The organism is Ruminiclostridium josui JCM 17888 (assembly GCF_000526495.1).
In the GTDB taxonomy this organism is placed as follows: domain Bacteria; phylum Bacillota; class Clostridia; order Acetivibrionales; family DSM-1351; genus Ruminiclostridium; species Ruminiclostridium josui.
Genome location: NZ_JAGE01000001.1, coordinates 1,076,798 through 1,094,058, shown reverse-complemented (window position 1 = coordinate 1,094,058; position 17,261 = coordinate 1,076,798). Strand labels below are relative to the sequence as shown.

Below are 17,261 nucleotides of genomic sequence, written 5' to 3'. Positions count from 1 at the left end.
GGTAGACTTCAAAGCCATAATATTGAGATAGTGTTATTAAGAGAAGCGATGAAAAGAAATTGGCTTTAAATAATCAAAAATTACCAATTATTGTTGAAATTATACGACACAGCAATGTAATAATACAGAGAATACCAATACTGATATTAGTAACATTAATACCATCCTTTTATTCAGAAGGAATGAAGAATGATAGATAGAAATCAAGATGGAGGTGCAGGCATGAATATAGAGGCTTATGACCTTGACTCGCTTAGAAAAATAGTGCGAACTCTTCAAAAAGAAAATGAAGCCTTGAAATCTCAGCTGAAAATGACGCTGTAAATAATTTTGTGTATGAAACATAGGAAATACTCTTTTATGGTTAAGAATTTAAGTATTAACCAGAGAGGAGTATTTTTTATGAGCATTTTGTCAAAAGAGTTGGTTCAGGAAATAATTGAGGAGAACGATTTTAAAAATCCCGGAGAAATTATCTCCTTCTTGAAAGAGGCATTTAAAGATGTTCTTCAGGAGATGCTTGAAGCCGAAATGGATGTTTCTCTTGGATATTCTCGGGATGATTCAAGACAGAAAATTTCAGACAATAGCAGAAACGGTTACTCGACTAAAAAACTTAAGAGTGAATTTGGTCCTGTGCAGATTGATATCCCAAGGGACAGAAAAGGTGAATTTGAGCCTAAAATAGTTCCCAAGTACAAGAGAGATGTATCAGGAATTGAGGATAAGGTGATTTCTCTGGTTCTGTTGCAAATAATACTTGGACAGGAATGATTTTTGTAATAGACGAAATGACTTTTATTTCACTAATATTTTATGCAATACCCAAAAGCTGGTTAATCAATATAACTTCATCTGTTATATTTGATGTGCCAGCTTGTCCTTTATGTATCATGTGAAGGGTTTCAACTCCAGCAATAATCGAACAGGCGGAGCTGAAGTTCTTAAAACCAAGCATAGAATTGGTGACTCGTTTGATGTGCCTGTGATCCTGTTCGATTATATTGTTTAGGTATTTGACCATGCGATGCTCTACTTTGCAGGATAAGTTACCAGAATATTGTTCTTCTATAATAGCAACTTCTGTGGCAACATATTTATCTGTTGTGATAACTCTTGGCATGGAGTTATGAGGAGAGGAAAGAGCTCTTTTTAGGAACTTTTTGGCCGATTTTTTATCGCGGTTCATAGACAACCAAAAATCTATAGTATTACCAGAGGAGTCTACAGCACGATAAAGATACATATCTTTACCACGGATTTTTAAATAAGTTTCATCTAGACGCCATGAATCATTGCTAGGTTTCAGGTACTTTCTAATATTTTTGATCAAAATAGGGGAATATTGAAGAACCCAGCGATAGATAGTGGAAGGATGTATCATTAGGCCTCTTTCTTGCATTATTTCAGCTAAATCTCGAAATGAGAGACTGTATTTCAAATACCAACGAACGCACAAAATAATGATGCTCGATTCGTAGTGTTTCCATTTAAATAGATTTGATTTCATAAAGCATTTACTCCTTACCAAATAATAGGATATGATTTTAACATAGGTGTTGTAGAAGAGTCAAAAGTTTTTGCAACAGAACCTCAAAATAGAGTAGGATATGAGTTCAGTATTAATTTTAATGGGCAAATTTTATTTATACCTTTTTATGACTTAGGAGTATGTGTAGAAACAGAGCGCGGATTTACCAGTTATAATGAAAAATCAAAAATATCAGAGACTTTAAATTTTGAATTTCAGTCTTCATTGAATTTGCTTAATCAAATCCAGTTGATAGAGTTTAGAAATGAAATTTTAAGTCTTAGTGATAGAGTAGTATCTTGCTGTATATCTAAGATTAATACCTTTGATCAGGTATTAATACTACCAATAGAAAGTGAAACCGTAAGAGATGTAAGAAAGTATTGCAGTTTTCGAATGGATGTATCGATAAAAATTGATGATAAAATTAAAACATTTAATGTAGACTTAAATAAGTATAGCAAAGAAGATGTTATAGAAAAGTTTAAATTAATTCTTTCAAATAATAAATTAGTTAAATTTAAAAACAAAAAGTCAAATGTATTGTTTAATACGGGAACATTTGGGGTAATAGTTCATGAGATTATAGGGCATTTGTTTGAAGAAGACTTATTCCGTAAGAGTCAAAATCCATTTAATATTAAAAGAAAATTTAATTCTGGGTTTACAATAATCGAGGGCAGAAATCAAAATGTCTTTTCAAAGAATTACAATAGGTTTGATGATAGAGGTTTAGAATATAAAAAGAGCACAATATTCTATAAGGGAAAGTTTCATGAACTTATTGTACAGAAGAGAAGGGAAAATTACAGGTCCTTTGCTATTCCGCGTATGAATTGCACATACCTTGATTACGGGTCACATAATAGAGATTACATTTTAAAAAATATTAAAAATGGCATTCTTGTGAAAAATATAATCGGAGGATACATAGAACCGGATACATTTAAAGTCTATCTTTATATAAATGAGGCATATAAAGTATCACATGGTAATATTTGCGGAATATTTGAGGATTTCGTTATACAGTCCGATGTTTATACAATACTAGATAATGAAGCTTTAGTATGTGAAGACTTAACTTTTACGGAAAGTACATGCCTAAAAAAAGACCAACATGTTAATTTGTTTTATGGCTCACCTAGTGTGTTATTGCAGAATATTCATTTTTAAAATAGAGGTAAAATCTTATGCTAAGCAATACGGTTCAACATATCAGGACTTATTTTGACGGTAAATATGATTTTGAATTATACAATGAAAAGTCCATTATAAAAACCAGAATACGAAATAGTGATGCTGGTTTTGAGGCTATTGAAAACTCAGATCAGGGATTCTTTGTCAGGATATTGAGTAAAAATCATATTGGATTTTTTTCATCAAGTGGAGACCCTTATTTTGAAATTCCAAATGTATTAAATTCAATATTGTTGTTTCCTGATATAAATAGCCTTAGATTTAGTGATAATAATAATTTTATTAATCGCGTCCAAAATTTTGATATTCCAATAGAAAGTATACAAGAATATTTATATGCTTTGTTTCCTGAAATTATATTTGATATATACATAGTAGAAATTTCTAAAAATATGAATTTAGTAACAAAACACTCATTTATAGATAATAATCTTAAATTTATAAAAATATTGTTGATTGATAAAAAAAATAATCTGGAGCATGTTTGTATTACAGATGCAAACTACAAAGAAGATATCAATAAGCATCTACTATATAAAATATTAAAGAAAAATTATAACTTACAAAGTTACAAATATTTAGAAATATCACATCAGGCATATGGACATTTGATTCAGGCATTCATTAGGCAGAAATTATTTGATAAATCACAGGAAACAAATATCCCTAAAGACTTAATCATCTTTGATGACGGTGATCAAAACATGTTAACAAAATATCCTTTATATGATTATGAAGGTATAAAGAGAGCAAAAACCAATATAATTTATGGTGGAAAATGGTATAATGATCTTACTGACTTAGGCGAAGCTCAAAATAAAGCATCCTCAGGAAATGCATTTAGAAGGCATTATCAATACTTGCCAACAGTGGAGCCTTACTGTATTACACATCTAATAAGTCGAGATAAATTCGAAAAGAATATGGGTAAAATTATTAGAATAGTAAAATTTTTTAATTCATATAGTAACTTTAGTTTGTATACCGGTGATTATTATGGTAAATGCCTTATAAATTTAACATCAGAAACTGAAGAATGTGTAGTTGCAGATATTAAATTTAATTTATATCAGTTACTAAATAGTATTGAGGGGTACGGGGCTAATAAGGTTTGCAATCAAAGTCATACTAATATGCCGTCATTAATAGTATCTACCAAGTTATTTGAAATTTCTCAAGAATAATTTTATAAAGATAACATAGAAAAATGGAGGTAAGGCATGATAGAAGTAAAGAATCTATCTAAATATTATGGTGAATTTCAAGCTTTAAAGAATATTAGCTTTTCAATTAAAAAATCGAGTATTGTTGGTTTGATAGGCAGTAACGGAGCTGGAAAAACTACCATAATAAAGAATGTGGTAAAACTGCTTGAACCTGATTCGGGAGAAATTCTGTTAGATGGTAAGAATATATCTAAGCTGAGTGAATATCCCGTTTCATATATCCCTGACGAACCGGTTTATTTTGAAGAGCTTACTTTATATGAAAATTTACTGTTTCTGTGTAAAATTTATAAGTCAGACAAAAATAAAATATTAGAATTATCCGATAGATTTAAAATTTCAGAGTATTTTAATAATTTCCCTTCTCAATTATCAAAAGGAAATCAACAGAAAATGATGATTGTTTTTTCTATTCTTAGAGGATTTGATTTATTAATTGCTGATGAGCCTTTTAATGGATTAGATCCTGAACAAATTAATGAGTTTAAAAATTTGCTAATATCATTAAGAAACGAGGGAAAAACCATCATGCTTTCTACACATCTATTGGATTTAGCAGAAACAATTTGTGACTCCTTTATTTTTATTAATAAAGGTATGATAGTAGCTGAAGGTACTAAAAAAGAATTACTGGATTTAAGTAAATCTTCAAAGAATTCTTTGGAGGGTATCTTTATTGATTTAGTTAATGAAAGAGGTCACATATGACATTAATGTTATTGAAAGAAAAATTTAGATTATTTTTAACCTTTAGTCGGAATCTATGGTATTTCTATTTTATACCGATTTTAGCCATTGGTACGTTATCATATCTTAAAATAGAACTTTCATTGAACTCAGTGAATCCTTTACTGGTAAAGACATTAGTAGCAAGTTTTTTACTTTATAAGGTCTTTCAATATCTTCCTTCAGTAAGAATTTCCGGGCCAATTATTTTTATGACCCTTAATACTAATCAAATTCATCGCTTGATTAAGCAAAAATATGTAGCCATTGTTATAAAATGTATTTTAATGTGTTTGACAATAATGCTTATTCAAGAGACAGAGTGGAATACTTATGTACAGTATTTTTTATTAATTTATTCGTATTTTCTAATATCTGTAAGCGGATATTTTATTTCTTGGATAAGGTATAACGGCGACTTTAAAAATTACATTTTTTTAGTTAGTTCCTATTTAGTATTAATGATTTTATTATTTGTTAACCAAACTATTATAATTTCTATTATAGGAACTGTTTTGTTAATTTATGAAATTTATTATTTAGTACATAAACTAAAGATTAACTGGGACAAATACTATAGTGATATGAAAATTTCATATGTTGCACAAATTAATGCCTGTAAAAATGATATGGCAAGGATGCAGATGCTTTCATTAACATACAATCAAAAAAAGTCCTATAATAAAACTTCTATAACAGTATTAAAAAGAGCGAATAATACCAAGCAAATACTATTTGTAAAAGCAATGCTAGTTATTTTCAGAAAATCAAAAATAGAATTTCTATATTCATTTGCACTATTTATTTTGGGAGTCTTTTTTTTAAAAGAGAACAAATACTTATATGTATTTTTATATACAATAGGAATTACAAATTTACTTAATATATTTAAAAAACCCATAATTCAAATCATGGATAAAAAGAGCAAGGGATTATATATTCCGATTTCTGATAAATATATAACTAACTCAACATTGGGAATAACTTATGTTGCTGTCAATATAGTACTACTTGCAACAGCTTTTTTTACAAAGTTGGCACTGCCAGAATTTGCTTCCCTATTAATAGTAGTCAATGTACTTATAATAATTTCACTTAAATATTTGGCCGTGAAGAAGAATACAGCAATAAAATATATAGAACCAATAATTCTTTTCATTATATTTGCTATAATATATTTATAAATTGAACCGGATACCTTTACATAAAATCAGAGTTCTGCGTATTAATATCATCCTATTGTTGCAACACATGTTGAGTGTGTGGTATTGATGTGTGCGTCCAGCTAAGCTGGCAAATGCTAGCAGGTGAAAGTCCTGCAGTGGTAAAGGTAGGGCAGCCACTTAGTCAGTAACCAGCGTATGGAGTAATCTATGCGTTGAAGCGTTATGGAATGTTCCGAAAGGAGCAGGCAAACTGGCGGGTTGTAACATAAAGTGAATACTGCCGCACCGTTATTTACATTCCCGAAAGGGAACAACAGGGAGTCGAGCTGCGACATCAACAGCGAAGACAGCAGACGGTATGAAGAACCCTAAATGCAATACCTAAGAACCCTGCGGTGTAGAGGTAACGACACGTCAGGAAAGTATTTGTCAGAACTGGAGAGAGCCTGCTTTGCACAGGAAACTGTAAAGAGGAAGCATATAAGCGAAAGCGAAGTTGCTTTCTGCAAAGAGGCAGTCAGAAGTGCTCATAGTACCAAGGATTGTACAGACAACAAAACTGTGCATAGGGAAGGGGCACAACTTTATTCAAGTCTGTAAAGGAGGTAGGTACCGGTGATTGCCGAAAAAGCTATAAACACCCATGAAAAAGTACGAGACTTTCAAAACAGACTATACCTTACAGCCAAAGCTGACCGAAAGAGAAGGTTCTATGCGTTGTATGACAAGATATACCGTAATGATATCTTAAAAGAAGCATGGAAACGGGTAAAACAGAATGGTGGAACAGGCGGTATTGACAAAGTCAGCATTGGTGATGTGAAAACGTACGGCGAAGAAAAACTGCTGGGCGAAATAGCGGAAGAATTGAGGACTGGGAAGTACCGGTGTAAGCCTGTCAGACGAAGTTATATTCCAAAACCAGATGGGAAGAAAAGAGCATTAGGAATACCTACGATTAAGGACAGAATAGTACAGATGGCGGCAAAGATAGTGATAGAGCCGGTGTTTGAAGCTGATTTTCAACCCTGTTCGTATGGATTTAGACCGAACGAAGTGCTAAACAAGCAATGGACAGGATATTTGAAGCTTCCGACAAAGGTGGTGCACTATGGGTAATAGATGCTGACATAAAAGATTATTTTGGTAGCATCAATCATGATAAGCTACTTTTGCTAGTCAAACAAAGAATAACTGACCGTAGAGTGTTAAAGCTGATAAAAGGCTGGTTAAAAGCGGGAGTATTGGAAAACGGTAGGTACAGTGAAAGTACACTAGGAGCACCGCAGGGAGGAGTTATTTCTCCACTATTGTCCAACATATATCTGAACTATTTTGATGTATATTGGAATAAAGCCTTTGGACATCTAGGTGAATTAGTGCGTTATGCAGATGACTTTGTGATATTGTGCAAGAGGTTATCTCATGCAGAAGAAGCCTTACGCGCTGTGAAGTGGATTATGGGAAAGCTGGAACTAACACTACATAGTGAGAAGACAAGGCTAATTGATATGTATTTCGGAAAGGATAGTTTTGATTTTCTTGGCTTTAACAACAGATTTCAGCGTTTTAGAAATAAAAACTGGCAGTGGTATTGGACATTACAACAGATACCATCTAAGAAGACTATGAAGAAAATGAGGGCTAACATAAAAGAGATGTTTGCCAGCCCAAGCAAGCTGCTGTTAAATATGGAAGAGATGGTGAAGTTACTCAATCTTAAAATCATTGGCATGAGAAACTATTATAGCAGATGATTTACCAGACCATGGTTATGGAAGATAGATAAGTATATCAATTTCAAGTTTACTCGGTGGTACAATCGGAAGAGACAACGCAACTACAGGCTAGGAAATGCGGCAAAGGTCAGAGAATTGACTAAACAGGCAGGACTAGCAAGTATGTGCGGCTGAATGCTGAAGGAAGAAGAATATCGGAAAGCCGTATGCGGGAAAACTGCACGTACGGTTTGATGAGGGGACGGTGGTAACCCCACTGTTCTACTCTATCAAGGGTTAAAGAGTAAAGGTGTGAAAAGCTCAGCAAATAAGGGATTTTCAAGGTTTGAGAGACAATATCCGATGTACTAAAATCGTTAAAATATCACTTTGTGGAAACAAGTCCAAAGGCGTGATTTTCAGCGTGACAGAACGATTTAGGTGTCAGTGTTTGATGAGTGGTCGATTTGGATGTTTTTAAATTTGACTAGCTTGAGAAAGCAGGATAGATGTTATAGAAGGAGGAGAAAAATATGGAATGGATTCAAATAATTACCAATGTGGTACTTGTTTTTCTGTTAGGCTTGATTATAAAGAATTATCTTCCTTCATACATGGACGAAAAGGGGAAAAATCTTGCAACCAAAGAAGATATACAAGAAATAACAAGAAAAACCGAAGAAGTGCAGAAAGAATTTAAAGAAGGGTTCGAATATTTTTCTTCAGATCTGCAGTTCAAGTATAATTTTTATTATAAACAATATTCCGAATTGTACAGTAAACTTTATGCAATTATTATTCAGTCAGAATATGTAAGACGCTTCATTTTAATTACAGATGAGCAGGAACACTCTTTTGAAGAAGTCCCTTTCTTCGAAATTACACCAACGCGCAGGGTAAATCAACAGTTGAAATTTGAAGCTGGAAAGCCAGTGACACTTAGTCAAAGCACTGAAGAGATAGAAACACCTATTTCGCAATTTAATAAAAAGCAGTTGTGCGATTATATAATTGAAAATGGTGAGTATGCGACACAAGAATTATTAAAAATAGCTGTTTCATATCGATTTGCATATAGCCACTACGAAGGCAATCCAGACGTGAAGAATTCTTCTTGTGAAGATGCTGCCAATGATGAAGAGTTCAGATTGATTCGTGAAATGGTATGTTGTATCGAGCAGTTGATTCTTTTGGAAAGACAATAGATTTTTTTGTATCAGAGAATAGAGATAAAAAGACAGCTAAAGAGTTTTTTTAGAAAAGCATTAGGAGCAAGCCCTAACCAACAACCGAGAGTCATTACAACAGACAAGTATGGAGCTACGGAGGTAGCAATTACCGAACTAATTTACAGTGGTGATATTTCAAGCAAAGTAACTCATATAATGGTAAAATACCTAAATAATATAATCGAACAAGATCATAGATTTATTAAACGAAAAATCAAGCCAATGCTTGGATTTGGGAGTTATAGAAGTACTAAGAAAACAATAGCAGGAATTGAAATAATGCATATGATTCGAAAGGGACAGATTGAAGAAATTCGATGTGTCCTATCAGAGGTTGAATTTATAAACAAGATAATGGGTGCGATGGCTTAATAGACTAGCTTTCTGGTGATGAGTATATTGATTTTGAAGTATTTGCACCAGAACCTAGTGGAGGAAGCATATCACAATGCCCGCTTTTAATAATTTAATTTTAACATGATGGTGTGACAATAGTATTTCTCTAAATATATATTGTAACCCTTGATATTAAAGGATTACAAAAAATGACAGAGCGCAATAAATTGTAATATAATATTTTAATATTTTATAAGGGCAGTGGGACAAATTATAAGGGCAGTGGGACAAATTATAAGGGCAGTGGGACAAATTGTGCAGGGGGAGTCAAATTGAATTCTTTAAATAAATATGAGAATTTTTTGTGTAACATATTTTCAGATTCTTCAAAGTACATAGTCGGCGAGGAGTTAAGCGATTTACTTCAAAAGCAATTTGGTATTTCTGCTGATAACTCTAGAAAAGTTATACAAAGAACTGTTACAAAAGGTATTATTCGGTCTAGTTCACCCTTAACTTTCGGTAAAAGACAATATGTGTTTTTTGGGAAGAATATAAAACTAAATAAGGAAACAGTAATAAAAATAACTAAACAGTATAGACCACCAGTGTATAGGTTGTTATCATTACTTGATATTAATGGATGACCTTGCCTCAATAAAATAGACAGCAAGAATCACTATTTATCTCATTAATTCTTACAATATCTATGATATTTCCTTCAGCACGAATGGGGGAATATATCCATTTGCTGAATGAGTCCTTTTACGGTTATAAAACAGTTCTATGTATTCAAAAACAGCCTTTTTAGCCTCAGCTCTGGTCTCAAAATTATAATCATTTAGCCATTCCATTTTAAGTTTGCCCCAAAAAGATTCCATAGGGGCATTATCATAACAATTGCCCTTTCTGCTCATACTGCATACAAATCCATATCTTTTTAGCAGATTTTGATAGTCATTACTGGCGTATTGAATTCCCCGGTCAGAATGAATTATTAATCCTTCTTTAGCACCGGTTCTTCCAATTGCTTGATTCAGAGCAGCAGATACCAACTCCGTTCTCATATGGTTCGCCATAGCCCATCCTACAAGCCTACGTCCATAGAGGTCCATTACACCAGCAAGATAAAGCCAACCTTCTTTTGTAGGAATATACGTAATATCTGATACCCACTTCTGGTTAGGTCTACTGGCAGTAAATTCTCTATTAAGAATGTTATCTGCCACAGGAAGACTATGATTTGAGTACGTAGTCGCTTTATATTTCTTTGACACTTTGGAACGTATACCGTTTGCCTTCATTAACCTTGCAACACGGCCTTTACTGGCTTTCTGATTTTCCGGAAGATTCTTTGTTATCTGAGGAGCACCATAAATTCCATGACTCTTTTTATGGATTTCTTTAATAGTTTCAAGGAGCTCTCTATTTGACTTGCTCCGATTACTTTCGCTACGTGAAAAATATGCATAATAACCGCTTCTTGATACTTGAAGGGCCTGACACATCTTTGCAATCCGAAATATGAAGCGGTGTTTATAGATAAAATTAAACTTGTTTATTTCTGATTTTTCGCAAAATAGGCCGCGGCTTTTTTTAATATTTCATTTTCCTCTTTAAGGTTAGCTAATTCCCTGCGTAATTTTCTTATTTCATCATCGTCAGGCTTAAGGTTACCACTGCCTGGAAAGGCACTTGAACCATCCTTTTCATAAGCGATTAACCAGTCTCTTACTGTTGAGTAGTGCACTCCAATTTCTTTTGCCATTAAGCTTGCTGTTGTTTCACCTGCCAATATTTTTTCAACGGTCTGTTCCTTGAATGCTTTATCAAACTTTTTTCTCTCAGCCATTTGAATCCCTCCATGTTTTTATTATATAGGGATTCCTTGTGTCCATCAAACTGGATTAAGGTCAATGGAATATTTTAAGAGGATTTATCATCTTGACGCTGTCAGGAAGGAATACTAATAAAATGTAGACTTGTTTCCACAAACAACTTTTTCAAAAATGGCCGAAAAACCCATTGATATGTTCCCGCGTACAGAGACTATAAAAAATGCCCTCAGACATCAATCCATCAGCTCGGGCCACGTTGAGGCGGTTGATTTGATAGAGGCATTGAAAGCTTAGTGAAGAAGAGGCTATAGAGTCTGAACTTAGTTAAAAAGCCCGCATTACGGAGCATAGCGGAGTAATGTGTTCATTAAATTACAAGAGGGGAGAGTCCTTAGAAAATCAAATTACATATTACGGAATCCTCATATCATCCAATGCCGAATATGAATTAATCGGTATATTTGCAGACAAGGGTATAAGCGGAACCATAGAGAACAGACCGAAATTTCAAAAAATGCTTGGGTTATGCAGGGAAAGAAAAATAGACCTGATAATTACAAAATCAATATCCAGATTTGCAAGAAATACGGCAATAGTATTAAAAATAGTCAGAGAACCAAAAGAATTATATATTGAGGTCATATTTGAAAAAGAGAATATATCAACATTATCAAAGGACGGAGAGTTTATGCTTTCTGTCCTTTCTTCATTTGCAGAGGAAGAAAGCAGAAGCATAAGTGAAAATACAAAATGGAGAGTCATAAAGCTGAAATCGTAGAGAGGATTTATTCAGAATATCTGTCGGGCAAGGGAACATTTACAATTGCAAAGCAGCTTGCTGCAGATAATATACCTACAGTAGCAGGTGGGAAATGGTGTGAGAGTACAATTCTTGGGATACTTAAATGGTGCATCAGAAGGCGCTTTGAGCAGGGGAAGCTGCCCAGTTTATGAGGATTCCAGATTGATTGTTAGTTTTATGGATGGGTCAGAGATAGTATGCTTATTTTGATTAAAACTGATTTTACATGCCATTAATATATAAAATCAAGGATTACTCTGTTTGAAAATAACAATAATATGAAAAAAGCGATATATGTGTTCAATGTTATACAATTATAAAAGTTAAACACCTCAAAATTGATCTAATTACGTATATTTACAAAAGAGTATTAATGTGGTATACTTGAGTTGATTTTCAAGAAATGTTTAATAAATTATACGTTTACAAATTAAGTATTAGCACAACGATGCTAAGTAAGAAATGTAAAGTCAAAGAATGAAAGGTTTTTAATAATTTGAAGTCGTAAGAAGAAACTGTAACGTTTTGCTGAATTTTGCTAATCTTATTATTCCTAAATTATTTTTTCGTGTGTATTTTCAAAATTTTAATGCTTCAGTGGAAAAATGATAATAATGTGAAAGTAATATTTTAACATTACTTGCGCCTTGAAATTGCAAATTAAGAAGTCAAGTAAGAATTTTGCGACCCATTTGTGATTGCTATTGACGAGTTTGTGTCCAAGGTATTAGGTAATAAGAAGAATTATGGATTTATTTATATCCTAATACCATAGAAAACACTAGTGGGTTATTTTGTATGCCATACATAAAAATATAATACTATATTTTTTCAATACACATAGGTAAGTTCAAATAAGTTAAATTAAAATATTATGAACAGAAAGTACGTTAAGGGAGAGTTGAAATGATAGAATTTAAGAATGTAACCAGAAGTTATTTAGTTGGCAAAGATGAAGTTAAAGCATTAAGTAATATTAATTTTAAAATTAATGATGGTGAATTTATTGTCGTATTGGGGCCCAGCGGTTCCGGGAAAAGTACTCTTTTAAATCTTTTAGGTGGTATGGATCGTTCAACAAGCGGGCAAATAATTGTTGATAATCAAGATATTTGTACATATTCAGATAAGAAATTAACAGTTTATAGAAGAGAATGTGTAGGATTTGTTTTTCAGTTTTATAATCTAATACCGAATCTGACAGCTTTAGAAAACATTGAAATGGCCTGCAAACTTGGTAAAAGTCCGCTATCAGCAAAAGAGACAATAGAAGCAGTAGGCTTAGCAAAAAGGGTAAACCATTTTCCAGGAGAAATGTCCGGGGGGGAATTGCAAAGAATATCCATTGCAAGAGCACTATGTAAAAATCCGAAGTTGCTATTATGTGACGAACCCACCGGGGCATTGGATAGCCATACTGGTGCAAAAGTCTTAATGCTTCTGCAAAAAATGTCAAGGGAATATAAAAAAACAGTCATAGTTGTAACACATAATGCGGCTATCGCAAAGTCAGCAGATAGGGTTATTCAATTAAAGGATGGCTGTATATCCTGTATTGAGGATAATTTGAATCCAATATCAGCAGAAGAGGTGACATGGTAATGATATATCTTTTTCGTAAAATGAGAAGGGATTTGGTTAAGTTATTTCCACAGTTTATTGCTGTTTTCCTTATGGCATTTATAGGCGTTTTATTGTATACAGGTGTTGAAGGGACCTGGTACGGTATGAGTCAATCATTGGACAAGTACTTTGATTCCACAAATTTACCTGATGCGTGGGTATATACAAAAAATGTTACCCAGGAAGAGTTGAAGCAGATTAAGGCTATCAAAGGTATACAGGACATTGATAAATCCATGATATTGCCTGCTCAACTTAATACTGAGGAAGACCGTAAAATAAGTGATATACCTGACTTGAAGGTTATGACGATGAACTCTGAGTCAATGACAAAGTTTCAGGTTATTCAAGGTAAGGGATTTGAAGAAGATACAGGTATCTGGCTGGATTCTGATTTTGCAAAAGCACATAATTTGAAGGTTAATGATACTTTATCACTAAAGATTAATCAACTGACGATCAAATTTAAAATATCAGGGCTAATATTACATCCGGAGTATGTTTATTACACTACATCAAATGACGAAGTAATGCCGAACCACTTTAATCATGGTTACTGTGTAGTGAGCGAAAGTTATATTAATAAATTACTGGGCGGAATAGTTTACAATAAAATAACATTAAAATTAGATAAGAATATCGATGAAAACTCTTTAAAACAAAGTATTCAGGATGTATTAAAGAAAAATTACCTTGGGTACGTTAATCAAGAGAATTTCCAACCGGTAAAAGCACCTAAAAACAAAATTGCTCAAGTTAGAATGATATCTATCATGTTTTCATCGGTTTTTCTATTGCTTGCATTACTAACTATACAAACTACCATGAGAAGGCTTGTAGAAAACCAGAGAAGTCAAATAGGTACACTAAAGGCACTGGGTTTTCACGATGCCACCATTATGCTGCATTATTCGTTGTATGGGTTAATAGTAACTCTTATGGGTTCAGTACTTGGCTTAATACTTGGTCCTTATCTGTTATCACCAATTCTTTTAGCAGCCCAATCTAAATCTTATAGCATACCGGATCTAAAAAGCGAAATAATGGTAGTCTCATATATAGTAGTTTGCGTTGTTACGATAAGTTGTACTTTTGCTACGGTATTAGCAACCAGGAAGGGCTTGAAGGGAATGCCTGCAGAAACAATGAGAGGTTCCGCACCCAAATCCGGTAAAAAGATACTGCTTGAAGGATTGCCGAAAATCTGGAGAAGTATGTCCTTTGATTGGAAATGGTCCTTCCGTGATATAGCCCGTAATAAAATTCGTACAATTATGGGAATGATCGGGGTAATAGGTTGTATGGTACTGATAATAGCAAGTCTCGGATTGCAGGACTCTGCTAATAGTGCAAACTCATACCTTTATGGAACTGAATATACTTATGATAAAAAAGTTTCGCTAAGTTCAAATGACCAATCTGATGCATTAAATGATTTATCAGATGAAGTTGCTGTTCAATTCGTTCAAGAGAATAATGTGGAGCTTTTCTTTAATGATAATAAAAAGATGGGTGTTATATCAGTCGTCGATAAAGGTAGTTATGTAAATATTGAAAATACCAATGGGGAATTTGTTAAATTGCCGTCCGAAGGAGTTTTATTATCACATAAAATGGCGGCTAAGCTGGGAGTTCATAAAGGGGATGAAATTGAATTTAATCATAATGAACAGAAATATAATATAAAAGTAACGGTTGTAGATATTGCAAAGATACCATCTCCGCAAGGTATTATTGCTTCTAGGGATTCGTGGACGAAATTAGGGTTTAGCTTTACACCAACCGCTATTTTGACAAATGAAGAAATGGAACCAGAGATTTTAAGTAAACTTGATGAGAACACGAAATCTATATCACGAGATTCCCAATTGGCTAGTGTTGAAGAACTAATGGATAGTTTCAAAATGATTTTTGCTATGTTGATAGCTGCAGCGGTACTACTTGGCGTTGTAATACTTTATAATTTGGGGCTGCTTAGTTATACCGAAAGACTACGTGAGTATGCCACCTTGAGAGTTTTAGGATTTTACCAGAAAGAAATAACGTTATTTGCATTACGTGAAAGCATGTTAACTACAATAGTAGGATGGATTATTGCTATTCCAATAAGTTTTATGTTTCTCAAATTTTATGTAAGTGTAGTCTCAGTAGACGCTTTTGAATGGTTTTCAGCATTGAAGCCTATGAGTTTTATAATTGCTACAGTTATAACTATCGGTTGCTCGATAAGTGTAAGTTTTATATTGAGCCAAAAGGTCAAAAAAATCAACATGATCGAGGCGTTAAAGTCTGTTGAGTAGTTAATGGTAGTAAAGGTAATTTAAATAAAATAAATAATTATAAACATAAGGAGGTGGTTTGAATGAATAGTGTAGAGTCAAAAATTATTAATCTTTTAAAGCAAACGATTAAAAGAGACCTAGACTTTGAAATCACGGGTGAAACTAATTTGATTAAGGATATTAGTATTGATTCCCTTGATCTACTGTTGCTATTCGGTGAAATTTGTGATGAATTTGGTATTGATGTTGATGAAACAGAGTTAGCATCAATTGAAACTGTAAATGACATTGTCAGTAAAGTAACCGCAAAATTAAATGAACAAAAGGAGAAAACATATGAGACGTAGAGTAGTAATAACGGGAATAGGACCTGTTACGGCTGCTGGGATAGGTAAAAAAGAATTTTTCAATAGTATATTGGAGAAGAAAAAGCTTTCTTTAGAGATTCCAGAAGAATTTGAAAAAGGCTACTCATTTAAGTCTCGACGTTATGTTCCTCTGCCGGAGGTAGATTTTAATATTTACCCCGAATTTAAAAAACTAAAGTACAGTACCTCATTAGGAGTAAATATTGCTATACTTTCAACTATCTTAGCACTCGAAGATGCAAAAATAAATGACATTGAGAAGTCTACTTCTGTTATTATGGGTGTTGGTATAGGAAGCTTAGAGAATACTTTTTCAGCGTATAATGCACATACAAGCGGTAAAAAATTTAACAGAATGAGTATATCATTATGTATGCCAAATTCTATTTCTGCTTGGATTTCCATTGCCTATAAGTTACATGGAGCAAGTTATACAATAAATACAGCTTGTGCTTCATCTACTAATGCAATAGGAGAGGCATATCGTAAAATTGCCGATGGCTATAATGATGTTGTAATATGTGGAGGGGTGGAATGTCTTAAAGATAACTCGGGAACTACGATGAGATCATTTGATGTTTTATCAACGCTGACGAAAGACCCAGAAGGAAACCCAAAGCCTTTTACAAAGAATAGAAGTGGATTTTTATATAGTGAGGGTGCTGCATGTACACTTATTTTAGAAGAAATGGAACATGCATTAAAAAGGGGAGCAGATATTTACGCTGAGATAGGTGGTTATGCGACTAATTGCGATGGATACAATATTATCATGATGCCAACAGATGGTGATAAGTGCAAAGAGATGTTGATGCAATTGATAAAGGATGAAAAGATTGATTATTATAATGCACATGGCACAGGAACTATTTTGAACGATCAGGTTGAAGAAAAAGTAATCAAGGAGATTTTCGGTGAGGTCAATAAACAGCCATACATCAATTCTACAAAGGGTATACTAGGTCATAATATTGGTGCCAGTGGTGCAATAGAAGCGGCAATTTGTGCAATTTCAGTTAAAGAAGGAATAATTCACTGCAATGATTTGGATGATCCTATTGAAGGGCTAAATCTAGTAAACGACAACTTGCATGTAAATGTTAATACTGCAATATCTGCTTCCTTCGGTTTTGGCGGACATAATGCAGGACTTCTGTTTAGAAAATTTAATGTTTGATAAACAGTAGAGTTTAAAACTATATTAGTAGGAAGTGCTATG

Annotated in this window: 20 protein-coding genes and 1 pseudogene; 19 read left to right on the top strand and 2 right to left on the bottom strand. The window is 33.3% G+C overall.

Annotation, left to right across the window (positions count from 1 at the left end):
* Nucleotides 1-189 precede the first annotated feature (189 nt).
* Both K412_RS22885 and K412_RS0105040 read left to right on the top strand, forming a co-directional pair.
* Nucleotides 190-324: a hypothetical protein gene (locus tag K412_RS22885; protein ID WP_278244533.1), complete on the top strand. Its 135-nt coding sequence runs from the start codon at nucleotides 190-192 to the stop codon at nucleotides 322-324.
* A 78-nt stretch (nucleotides 325-402) separates the two neighbouring features.
* Nucleotides 403-741: pseudogene (locus K412_RS0105040) on the top strand (transposase); the annotation flags it as partial.
* A gap of 73 nt (nucleotides 742-814) precedes the next feature.
* Here K412_RS0105040 and K412_RS0105035 read toward each other — a convergent pair.
* Nucleotides 815-1,510: an IS6 family transposase gene (locus K412_RS0105035; RefSeq protein ID WP_024832104.1), complete on the bottom strand. Its 696-nt coding sequence runs from the start codon at nucleotides 1,508-1,510 to the stop codon at nucleotides 815-817.
* Nucleotides 1,511-1,756: 246 nt separating this feature from the next.
* On the opposite strand from K412_RS0105035, the gene K412_RS0105030 reads away from it, so the two are divergent.
* The 11 genes from K412_RS0105030 to K412_RS0104990 all read left to right on the top strand — a co-directional run bounded on the left by K412_RS0105030 (nucleotide 1,757) and on the right by K412_RS0104990 (nucleotide 9,776).
* On the top strand, nucleotides 1,757-2,704 hold the full coding sequence (locus K412_RS0105030) for a metallopeptidase TldD-related protein (protein WP_157833814.1): 948 nt from the start codon (nucleotides 1,757-1,759) through the stop codon (nucleotides 2,702-2,704).
* Nucleotides 2,705-2,721: 17 nt separating this feature from the next.
* Entirely contained in the window at nucleotides 2,722-3,912 is a 1,191-nt protein-coding gene (locus tag K412_RS0105025) for a metallopeptidase TldD-related protein (protein ID WP_024832102.1), read from the top strand.
* A 36-nt stretch (nucleotides 3,913-3,948) separates the two neighbouring features.
* On the top strand, nucleotides 3,949-4,662 hold the full coding sequence (locus tag K412_RS0105020) for an ABC transporter ATP-binding protein (RefSeq protein WP_024832101.1): 714 nt from the start codon (nucleotides 3,949-3,951) through the stop codon (nucleotides 4,660-4,662).
* Nucleotides 4,659-5,864, top strand: a complete 1,206-nt coding sequence (locus K412_RS0105015) for a hypothetical protein (RefSeq protein ID WP_024832100.1) — start codon at nucleotides 4,659-4,661, stop codon at nucleotides 5,862-5,864. The genes K412_RS0105020 and K412_RS0105015 overlap by 4 nt, the downstream gene beginning before the upstream one ends.
* Nucleotides 5,865-6,218: 354 nt before the next feature.
* Nucleotides 6,219-6,446 carry a hypothetical protein gene (locus K412_RS20470; protein WP_034847170.1) on the top strand — a complete coding sequence of 76 codons (228 nt, stop codon included), beginning with the start codon at nucleotides 6,219-6,221 and terminating at the stop codon, nucleotides 6,444-6,446.
* A 15-nt stretch (nucleotides 6,447-6,461) separates the two neighbouring features.
* Nucleotides 6,462-6,965, top strand: a complete 504-nt coding sequence (locus K412_RS22670; RefSeq protein WP_242835532.1) for a reverse transcriptase family protein — start codon at nucleotides 6,462-6,464, stop codon at nucleotides 6,963-6,965.
* Nucleotides 6,917-7,603, top strand: a complete 687-nt coding sequence (locus K412_RS22665) for a reverse transcriptase domain-containing protein (RefSeq protein ID WP_242835531.1) — start codon at nucleotides 6,917-6,919, stop codon at nucleotides 7,601-7,603. Before K412_RS22670 ends, K412_RS22665 begins: the two co-directional genes overlap by 49 nt.
* A 494-nt stretch (nucleotides 7,604-8,097) precedes the next feature.
* On the top strand, nucleotides 8,098-8,769 hold the full coding sequence (locus K412_RS0105000) for a hypothetical protein (RefSeq protein WP_024832099.1): 672 nt from the start codon (nucleotides 8,098-8,100) through the stop codon (nucleotides 8,767-8,769).
* The gene (locus tag K412_RS23035; protein WP_081741732.1) at nucleotides 8,730-8,822 is read left to right on the top strand and encodes a DDE-type integrase/transposase/recombinase; all 93 of its coding nucleotides are present in this window, start codon (nucleotides 8,730-8,732) and stop codon (nucleotides 8,820-8,822) included. The genes K412_RS0105000 and K412_RS23035 overlap by 40 nt, the downstream gene beginning before the upstream one ends.
* Nucleotides 8,788-9,165, top strand: a complete 378-nt coding sequence (locus tag K412_RS20460) for a DDE-type integrase/transposase/recombinase (protein WP_479691921.1) — start codon at nucleotides 8,788-8,790, stop codon at nucleotides 9,163-9,165. The genes K412_RS23035 and K412_RS20460 overlap by 35 nt, the downstream gene beginning before the upstream one ends.
* A 296-nt stretch (nucleotides 9,166-9,461) precedes the next feature.
* Nucleotides 9,462-9,776 (top strand): hypothetical protein, encoded by a 315-nt coding sequence (locus tag K412_RS0104990; RefSeq protein ID WP_024832098.1) that lies wholly within the window; start codon nucleotides 9,462-9,464, stop codon nucleotides 9,774-9,776.
* A gap of 60 nt (nucleotides 9,777-9,836) precedes the next feature.
* Here the strand turns inward: K412_RS0104990 and K412_RS0104985 are convergent.
* Nucleotides 9,837-10,981, bottom strand: a protein-coding gene (locus tag K412_RS0104985; protein ID WP_278244529.1) for an IS3 family transposase whose coding sequence is annotated in 2 segments (ribosomal slippage) — nucleotides 9,837-10,717 and nucleotides 10,717-10,981 — 1,146 coding nt in all. Because the reading frame shifts where the segments join, the coding sequence is not laid out codon by codon here.
* Nucleotides 10,982-11,325: 344 nt separating this feature from the next.
* Here K412_RS0104985 and K412_RS20455 point away from each other — a divergent pair.
* The 6 genes from K412_RS20455 (at nucleotide 11,326) to K412_RS0104950 (ending at nucleotide 17,219) form a co-directional block, all read left to right on the top strand.
* A complete protein-coding gene (locus tag K412_RS20455; RefSeq protein WP_024832097.1) occupies nucleotides 11,326-11,745 on the top strand; it encodes a recombinase family protein in 420 nt (139 codons plus the stop codon).
* Nucleotides 11,718-11,921 carry a recombinase family protein gene (locus tag K412_RS22660; RefSeq protein ID WP_024832096.1) on the top strand — a complete coding sequence of 68 codons (204 nt, stop codon included), beginning with the start codon at nucleotides 11,718-11,720 and terminating at the stop codon, nucleotides 11,919-11,921. Before K412_RS20455 ends, K412_RS22660 begins: the two co-directional genes overlap by 28 nt.
* Nucleotides 11,922-12,675: 754 nt before the next feature.
* The gene (locus tag K412_RS0104965; protein WP_024832095.1) at nucleotides 12,676-13,371 is read left to right on the top strand and encodes an ABC transporter ATP-binding protein; all 696 of its coding nucleotides are present in this window, start codon (nucleotides 12,676-12,678) and stop codon (nucleotides 13,369-13,371) included.
* On the top strand, nucleotides 13,371-15,692 hold the full coding sequence (locus tag K412_RS0104960) for an ABC transporter permease (protein ID WP_198527696.1): 2,322 nt from the start codon (nucleotides 13,371-13,373) through the stop codon (nucleotides 15,690-15,692). Before K412_RS0104965 ends, K412_RS0104960 begins: the two co-directional genes overlap by 1 nt.
* Nucleotides 15,693-15,754: 62 nt before the next feature.
* On the top strand, nucleotides 15,755-16,021 hold the full coding sequence (locus tag K412_RS0104955; RefSeq protein ID WP_024832093.1) for a phosphopantetheine-binding protein: 267 nt from the start codon (nucleotides 15,755-15,757) through the stop codon (nucleotides 16,019-16,021).
* Complete coding sequence (locus tag K412_RS0104950) at nucleotides 16,011-17,219, top strand: beta-ketoacyl-[acyl-carrier-protein] synthase family protein (protein WP_024832092.1); 1,209 nt, start codon at nucleotides 16,011-16,013, stop codon at nucleotides 17,217-17,219. The genes K412_RS0104955 and K412_RS0104950 overlap by 11 nt, the downstream gene beginning before the upstream one ends.
* The last annotated feature ends 42 nt before the right edge of the window (nucleotides 17,220-17,261 follow it).

Bases quoted from the DNA above. Each gene is read 5' to 3' on its own strand.
- K412_RS20470 (WP_034847170.1), top strand. From the start codon at position 6,219: ATGCAATACCTAAGAACCCTGCGGTGTAGAGGTAACGACACGTCAGGA.
- K412_RS0104950 (WP_024832092.1), top strand. From the start codon at position 16,011: ATGAGACGTAGAGTAGTAATAACGGGAATAGGACCTGTTACGGCTGCT.
- K412_RS0105025 (WP_024832102.1), top strand. From the start codon at position 2,722: ATGCTAAGCAATACGGTTCAACATATCAGGACTTATTTTGACGGTAAA.
- K412_RS0105020 (WP_024832101.1), top strand. From the start codon at position 3,949: ATGATAGAAGTAAAGAATCTATCTAAATATTATGGTGAATTTCAAGCT.
- K412_RS0105015 (WP_024832100.1), top strand. From the start codon at position 4,659: ATGACATTAATGTTATTGAAAGAAAAATTTAGATTATTTTTAACCTTT.
- K412_RS0104955 (WP_024832093.1), top strand. From the start codon at position 15,755: ATGAATAGTGTAGAGTCAAAAATTATTAATCTTTTAAAGCAAACGATT.
- K412_RS0104960 (WP_198527696.1), top strand. From the start codon at position 13,371: ATGATATATCTTTTTCGTAAAATGAGAAGGGATTTGGTTAAGTTATTT.
- K412_RS22665 (WP_242835531.1), top strand. From the start codon at position 6,917: ATGGACAGGATATTTGAAGCTTCCGACAAAGGTGGTGCACTATGGGTA.
- K412_RS0105035 (WP_024832104.1), bottom strand. From the start codon at position 1,510: ATGAAATCAAATCTATTTAAATGGAAACACTACGAATCGAGCATCATT.
- K412_RS0104965 (WP_024832095.1), top strand. From the start codon at position 12,676: ATGATAGAATTTAAGAATGTAACCAGAAGTTATTTAGTTGGCAAAGAT.
- K412_RS22660 (WP_024832096.1), top strand. From the start codon at position 11,718: ATGGAGAGTCATAAAGCTGAAATCGTAGAGAGGATTTATTCAGAATAT.
- K412_RS0105000 (WP_024832099.1), top strand. From the start codon at position 8,098: ATGGAATGGATTCAAATAATTACCAATGTGGTACTTGTTTTTCTGTTA.
- K412_RS20455 (WP_024832097.1), top strand. From the start codon at position 11,326: ATGTGTTCATTAAATTACAAGAGGGGAGAGTCCTTAGAAAATCAAATT.
- K412_RS23035 (WP_081741732.1), top strand. From the start codon at position 8,730: ATGTTGTATCGAGCAGTTGATTCTTTTGGAAAGACAATAGATTTTTTT.
- K412_RS22885 (WP_278244533.1), top strand. From the start codon at position 190: ATGATAGATAGAAATCAAGATGGAGGTGCAGGCATGAATATAGAGGCT.